Raw genomic sequence first — 6,922 nt, 5'->3', positions numbered from 1 at the left:
GTCACCTCGTCGAGGCCCCAGGCCCGCGCCGTCGCCGGATCCATCGCGACGCCCTCGGACGCCGCCCGCAATGGCGGGAACACGCCCGGGTCGACGCCGAACAGCCCGCACACCTCGCGCGACCACCGACGTCCGACGAGGTCGAGCGCCATCGTGCGGCTCGCCAGAGACGGCTCCGCCCAGCGCCGCCCCGTGAGGAGCGCCGCGACGTATTCCGAGACGTTCAGCCACTGCGCGGCAACCGTCGAACGCTCGGCGTGCGTGAGCGCCCAGGCCACCTTCGACAGGGCGTAGTTCGCGTTGACCGGCAGCCCGGTCACCGCGTAGATGCGCGCGCGATCGGCCTCCGACAGACCCGCGAGCAGATCCGCGCCGCGGTGGTCGTGCCACAGGATCATCGGTGACACGAGCGACAGGTCGGGGTCGACGAGTCCGCCGGACTCCCCGACGCCGGCGATCGCGATGCACTGCACCGCCCGCCGCGCGGCCGGATCGAGCGCGTCGACGAAGGAGCGCACGGCATCCATCACCGCGTCCGTATCGTAGACCTCCCCCCACGCGTCGCGCCGGGTGGGCGTGGCGCAGCGGTCAGCGGCCTGGAGGCCGCCCTCGGCGTCGAACAGGCAGAGCTTGATGCTCGTCGTACCGATGTCGACCGTGATCGTGGGGGTCATGGGGACTCAGACCGAGGGGTTGAGCATGCGGATGCGGCGCTCGACGACATCGGTGATCGCGGCGACGGCGTCGAGCGAGACACGGATGAGCGAGTTCTCGTGGGGGTTGGCCGCGTAGGCCTCGCCGAACGAGCGGATCATGGCGTTGCGCAGGTCGCTGGCCACGTTGACCTTGACGACACCGAACTCGGCGAGCCGCCCGAGCTGCTCGGCGGGGAGCCCGGACCCGCCGTGGATGACGAGCGGCACGGGGCTCTGCTCGCGCACGCGGGCGAGGAGGTCGAAGTCGATGCGGGCGTTCGGCGCGTACCCGTGCACGTTGCCGACCGAGACGGCGAGCATGTCGCACCGCACCGCCGCGACGAACTCGGCCACCTGGGCCGGGTTCGTCGTGCTGGCGAACTCGGGAGCGACGTCGTCCTCCTTGCCGCCGATGCTGCCGAGCTCGGCCTCCAGGGAGACCTCCGCGCCGCACATCTCGCGCGCCCGCGCCGACACGGCGACGTTCTCGGCGAACGGCTCCTCGGAAGCGTCGATCATGATCGACGTGAAGTCGGCCGCGAGCGCCGCCTCGACGGCATCCAGCGACTTGCCGTGGTCGAGGTGCAGCGCCACCGGTACCGGGCAGTCGGCCAGACGACGCGCGACGGTGTCGTAGATGTACTCGTAACCGGACAGCTTCACGTTCGTGGGCGCGACCTGGATGAAGGTCGGCACGCCCACCCGCTCGACGGCGTCGACGATGCCCATCGTCGTCTCGATGTTCGTGGTGTTGAACGCTCCCGCGACCAGGCCGCGGGCGGTGCACTCTCGGACGACTTCGTGACCGCTGACCAGTGCCATCGGCTTCCTTCCGTTGACGGCGACGGAGGGCGCTCAGCCCGATCGGCTCCCCGCGCCCCTCCGTGAGCGAGCCGTGCCCGCTTCGGTGTCAGCGTAATACGTAACGTCCATATCGTCCAGTCTGTACGTACAGTTTCATCGCCACGGGTTCCGCGCCCGCGCTCCGCGCACACGAAAATCGCCGAGACTGCACACGGCTGACGAGAGCGCCGCGGCGTGCGGCGGTTTCGTCAGGCGGATGCAGTCTCGGCGTCAGGGAAACCCGAGCCGGACGGCGGGGCTACTCGCGGGCGCGGAGCGCGGCGATCTCGTCGTAGCGCGCGCGGATCGCGGGCCGGAAGTCCGGGTCGACGGCCCGGGCCGTCGCGACGGTCCAGTCCACCGGACCACCGGCGAGCACGCCCGCAGCCTGGCGCGCGGCGCCGAGCGCGACGTACTCGCCCGCGGCCGGCACGACGATCTCGGCGTCGAACACCTGCGCGGCGATCCGCGCGACGGCCTCGTTCGCCGCGGCCCCGCCGATCAGCAGCACGCGCCGCACCTCGACGCCCTGCGCCTGGATCGCCTCGAGACCCACGGCCAGGCCGCTGAGCATCCCCTCGATCGCCGCGCGGGCGAAGTTCGCGCGATTCGTGGATGCCAGGGTCAGACCCGTCAGCGAGGCCTTCGCGTGGGGCAGGTTCGGGGTGCGCTCGCCCTCGAACCACGGCACAAGCACGACACCGTCGGCACCCGGCTCCGCCTGCAGCGCGAGCGCCCCGAGCTCGTCGTGCGAGACGCCGAGGAGCCCGGCGAACGCGTCGAGCACGCGGGCGGCGTTGAGCGTCGCGACGAGCGGGAGGAACCGGCCCGTGGCATCCGCGAATCCGGCGACGGCACCCGAGGTGTCCCGGACGACATGGTCGGTCACCGCGAACACCGTGCCGGACGTGCCGAGGGATACCACGACATCTCCGACACCCGCGCCGAGACCGAGCGCCGCGCCGGCGTTGTCGCCGGCGCCGGGCCCGACGAGCGCGCCGCCCGCGAGCGTCCCGGCGCTCTCCCACGGCTCCAGCACGCGCGGCAGCACCGCGTCGTGTCCGAGCGCGCGCACGAGCAGCTCGCGGTCGTAGCCGTCAGCACCCCAGTACGCGGTGCCCGAGGCATCCGAGCGGTCGGTGGTCAGCTCGGCGAAGTCGGCGTTGCCCGGACCGAAGCCGCGGAGCCGCCACGTCAGCCAGTCGTGCGGCAGCGCCACCGCGGCGACGCGCGCCGCGTTCTCGGGTTCGGCATCCCGCAGCCACCGGAGCTTCGTAGCCGTGAAGGATGCCACGGGCACGACGCCCGTGCGTTCGGCGTACGCCTCCGCGCCCACCTCGGCGATGAGGTCGGCCGCGGCCCGCGCCGAGCGGGTGTCGTTCCACAGCAGCGCGTCGCGGATGACACGCCCCGCCGCGTCGAGCGCGACCATGCCGTGCTGCTGTCCCGCGATCGAGACCGCCGCGACGTCGTCGAGGCCGCCGGCCTGCGCGATGGCATCCTGGAGCGCGATCCACCACGCCTCGGGATCGACCGACGTTCCGGCCGGGTGCGACGCGCGCCCCTCCCGGACCACCCGCCCGGTCTCGGCGTCGACCACGACGACCTTGCACGACTGCGTCGACGAATCGACTCCCACGACGAGCGCCATGCTCACTCCCTCTGTTCGCGCCGCAGCGGTGCGGCATCCCGTTCAGTGTCCAAGACACGCCGTCTCACGTGGGAGCGATGCGGCGTGTCTTGGACACTCGACGGAAAGAGGGGCCCGGATGCCATGGCATCCAGGCCCCTCCCGGGATCAGCGTGCGCCGAGCAGGTGCTCGGTCGCGAGCTGCTGCAGACGGACGAAGCCGAAGCCCTTGCCGCCGAGGTACGCGTCGGTGTCGAAGTCCTCGTAGGCCGAGCGGTCGGCGAGGAGGTCGTCGTAGGACTCGCCCTCGTTGAGGGTCGGCTGCGCGAGCTCGAGGACCTTCGCGGCCTCCAGGGCCTCCTGCACCTCGGGGTCGGCGCGGAAGGCCGCGGCGCGTTCCTTGAGCAGCAGGTAGGTGTTCATGTTCGCCGAGACCGAGTCCCACACGCCCGACTCGTCCTCGGTGCGCGAGGGCTTGTAGTCGAAGTGGCGCGGGCCGTCGTAGGCGGGGACGCCGCCGGGGCCGCCGTTCTCCAGCAGGTCGACGAGCGCGAACGCGTTGTGCAGGTCGCCGTGGCCGAAGACGAGGTCCTGGTCGTACTTGATGCCGCGCTGACCGTTGAGGTCGATGTGGAACAGCTTGCCGTGGTACAGCGCCTGGGCGATGCCCGCGGCGAAGTTCAGGCCCGCCATCTGCTCGTGCCCGACCTCGGGGTTGAGGCCCACGAGCTCGGGGCGCTCGAGCGAGTCGATGAACGCGATGGCGTGACCGAGGGTCGGCAGCAGGATGTCGCCGCGGGGCTCGTTGGGCTTCGGCTCGATCGCGAAGCGGATGTCGTAGCCCTTGTCGGTGACGTAGTCGCCGAGGAGGTTGACGGCCTCGCGGTAGCGCTCGAGCGCCTGGCGGATGTCCTTCGCGGAGTCGTACTCGGCGCCCTCGCGGCCACCCCACATGACGAACGTCTTCGCGCCGAGCTCGGCGGCGAGGTCGAGGTTGCGCAGCACCTTGCGCAGCGCGAAGCGGCGCACCTGGCGGTCGTTCGACGTGAAGCCGCCGTCCTTGAAGACCGGAGCCGAGAAGAGGTTGGTGGTGACCATCGGGGTGATGAGGCCCGTGGCATCCAGGGCGCCCTTCAGACGGTCGATCTGGGTCTGGCGCTCGGCGTCGGTGGAGCCGAAGGCGAACAGGTCGTCGTCGTGGAACGTCAGGCCGTAGGCGCCGAGCTCGGCGAGCTTCTCGACGACGTGGACGACATCGAGCGGCTTGCGGGTGGGTCCGCCGAACGGGTCGGTGCCGTTGTATCCGACGGTCCAGAGACCGAACGAGAACTTGTCGTCACGGGTGGGGGTGGGCATTCCTGCTCCTTCGCATGGATGCGCACGGTGGTTCGCCGCCGCACGAGGTTTTGTTGGTCCTCACAACATATACCCCGGATGCCACGGCGTCCAGCCCCCGCGTCAGAGTCCGAGCGCTCCGTCCACGACCGCGAACACCGCGGGGTCCCACGTCAGCGCGCGCTCCCACGGAAGACCGAATCCCTCGGCGAAGAAGATGCTGTGCACGTGGTCGGGGAAGGAGTGGCGCTCGGCGTCGGGCAGCACCGTGGCGGGCACCTCGTCCGCGCGACCGCTGGTCATCGACACCAGGCCGTCGTGCGGCCACAGCTGCGCCGGCTCGGTCGCGGCGGCGAAGTAGCCCGCGCCGATGGCGGTCACCGGGATGCCGTCCAGCACGCCCGCCTGCGCGTCGTTCCAGTTCCGCAGGAACCGCCGCGACACCTCGGCCGCGGCGCCCTGGGAGTTGGCATCCGCGTACGGACGCGCCTCGGCGAAGATCTTCAGCGTCGCCGGGTCGCCGTGGGCGTCGGCCTCGGAGATCTCGTCGTCGAGGAAGTCGCCGAGCACCGAGCCGTCCCACGGGGTGCCGAGCGTCACGAGGCGCTCGACCCGCGGACCGTCGCCACCCAGCTCGCGGATCGCGGCGCGCGAGAACAGCCCGCCCATCGAGTGCCCGACGAGCGCGACGCTGCCGACGCCCTCCTCCGCGGCGAGGTGCCGCAGGAATCCGGCGAGCGCGACGCCGGCGTCGTCGACGCGGCCGACGGCGTTGATCGTGACCTCGGCGGGCAGCACGACCGACACGTCGGCGAAGCCCTGCCATCCGGCATCCTCCCGCACCTCTCCCGCACCGATGCGGGCGGGAGCCGAGAAGACGCGGATGCCACGGGCAAGGAAGTGCGCTCGGAGGGCGGTCATCGTGTTGCCCGCCGCGAGACCCGTCGCGGCCGCGTGGTCGGGGTCGGTGTAGGGGGTGACGGCGGCTCCGCCGGAGACGAGGACGACGGCATCGGTCATGTCGCTCAGATTACCGACCGGCGGTTACACGTTGAGTGTCCAAGACACGCCGTCCGCACCGTGGTCGATGCGGCGTGTCTTGGACACCGAAACGCGACGCGGCGTCCACCGCGCCGCGCGCCGCGTCAGTTCGGCAGCGCCTCTTCGATCGCGGCGACGACCTCGGGGGCGTCGGGCTGCGTGCGGGGGCTGAAGCGCACGACGCGACCGTCGGGGAAGACGACGAACTTCTCGAAGTTCCAGGAGATGCGACCCTTCTTGCCCTCGGCATCCGGGGTCTGCGTGAGCTCCTGGTACAGCGGGTGGGCGCTCCGCCCGTTGACCTTGACCTTCTCGGACATCGGGAAGGTCACGCCCCACGTCGCGGAGCAGTACTCGGCGATCTTCTCCTCGTCGCTGAGCTCCTGCAGGAACTGGTTGCTCGGGAAGCCGATGACCGTGAAACCGCGGTCGGCGTACTTCTTGTGCAGCGCCTCGAGCGCTTCGTACTGCGGCGCGAGGCCGCAGCGGGAGGCGACGTTGACGACGAGCGCCGCCTTGCCCTCGGTGAGGGCACCGAAGGTGGTCTGCTCGCCACGGATGGTGGTGATCGGGATGCCAGACAGGTCCATGTTCCGATTCTGGCACCGAGTGCTATGGGTGGCGTGAACGGTCCATAAACGCCGTGGCCCGGCAGAAACGCTGTCTCCGGGCGTTTCTGCCGAGCCGAAGCGTTTATGGCGCGGGCGCGGGGCGCCAGGCGCGGGACGCGGGGCGCGGGACGCGGGACGCGGGGCGCGGGCGCGGGCGCGGGCGCGGGGACGATCCCGCACGGAACCCGCCGCCGTGGCACAGTTGACGGATGGTCACCGCGAGCAGGGGCGACGGCATGCGCCGCGCGAATCTCGCGCTCGTGCTGCGCACGGTGCACCGCGAGGGCCCGCGTTCCCGCGCCGCGTTGACCGAGGCGACGGGCCTCAACCGCTCGACGATCGCCGACCTCGTGGGCGAGCTCGTGGGCGACGGCCTCGTCGTGGAGCGCGCCCCCGACCCGGTGGGCCGCGTCGGCCGCCCGTCGCCGACGGTGGCCCCGGATCCGCGCGTCGTCGCGATCGGCGTCAATCCCGAGGTCGACGCGCTCGACATCGGCGCCTTCGCCCTGGACGGAACCCCGGTGGCGCGCGAACGCCTCCCCCAGACCCAGCTGCTGACTCCCGAGCGCACGGCCGAACTCGTCGACGAACGCCTCACCGCCTGGGCCGACGGCCCCCTGCGCGGGCGCCGCACGGTCGGCGTGGGCGTCGCCGTGCCCGGACCGGTGCGCGCCGCCGACGGCCTCGTCCGCACCGCCCCGCACCTGGAGTGGACGGATGCCGCGATCGGCGACCTCATCACCGGAGCGACGGGTCTCCCCGCCCGC

At 71.8% G+C, this 6,922-nt stretch carries 6 protein-coding genes and 1 pseudogene; 1 reads left to right on the top strand and 6 read right to left on the bottom strand.

Going from position 1 to position 6,922, the window contains the following annotated elements; all coding sequences use genetic code 11:
- The 6 genes from I5G_RS10520 to I5G_RS10495 form a co-directional block, all read right to left on the bottom strand.
- The coding region (locus tag I5G_RS10520; RefSeq protein ID WP_022879022.1) for an FGGY family carbohydrate kinase at positions 1–674 on the bottom strand (674 nt) is incomplete at its 3' end.
- A 6-nt stretch (positions 675–680) separates the two neighbouring features.
- A complete protein-coding gene (locus I5G_RS10515) occupies positions 681–1,517 on the bottom strand; it encodes a class II fructose-bisphosphate aldolase (RefSeq protein WP_022879021.1) in 837 nt (278 codons plus the stop codon).
- Positions 1,518–1,797: 280 nt separating this feature from the next.
- Entirely contained in the window at positions 1,798–3,189 is a 1,392-nt protein-coding gene (gene xylB / locus I5G_RS10510; protein WP_022879020.1) for a xylulokinase, read from the bottom strand.
- Between the two features lie 147 nt (positions 3,190–3,336).
- Positions 3,337–4,524 carry a xylose isomerase gene (gene xylA, locus I5G_RS10505; RefSeq protein WP_022879019.1) on the bottom strand — a complete coding sequence of 396 codons (1,188 nt, stop codon included), beginning with the start codon at positions 4,522–4,524 and terminating at the stop codon, positions 3,337–3,339.
- A 102-nt stretch (positions 4,525–4,626) separates the two neighbouring features.
- Positions 4,627–5,523, bottom strand: coding sequence for a triacylglycerol lipase (locus I5G_RS10500; protein ID WP_022879018.1), 897 nt, complete (start codon positions 5,521–5,523; stop codon positions 4,627–4,629).
- 125 nt (positions 5,524–5,648) lie between these two features.
- Positions 5,649–6,134 (bottom strand): glutathione peroxidase, encoded by a 486-nt coding sequence (locus I5G_RS10495; RefSeq protein WP_022879017.1) that lies wholly within the window; start codon positions 6,132–6,134, stop codon positions 5,649–5,651.
- Positions 6,135–6,364: 230 nt separating this feature from the next.
- On the opposite strand from I5G_RS10495, the pseudogene I5G_RS10490 reads away from it, so the two are divergent.
- Positions 6,365–6,922 (top strand): annotated as a pseudogene (locus I5G_RS10490) (transcriptional regulator); the annotation flags it as partial.

Source organism: Microbacterium sp. B19 (genome assembly GCF_000333395.1).
GTDB lineage: Bacteria > Actinomycetota > Actinomycetes > Actinomycetales > Microbacteriaceae > Microbacterium.
This window is presented reverse-complemented; position numbering and strand designations above follow the sequence as displayed.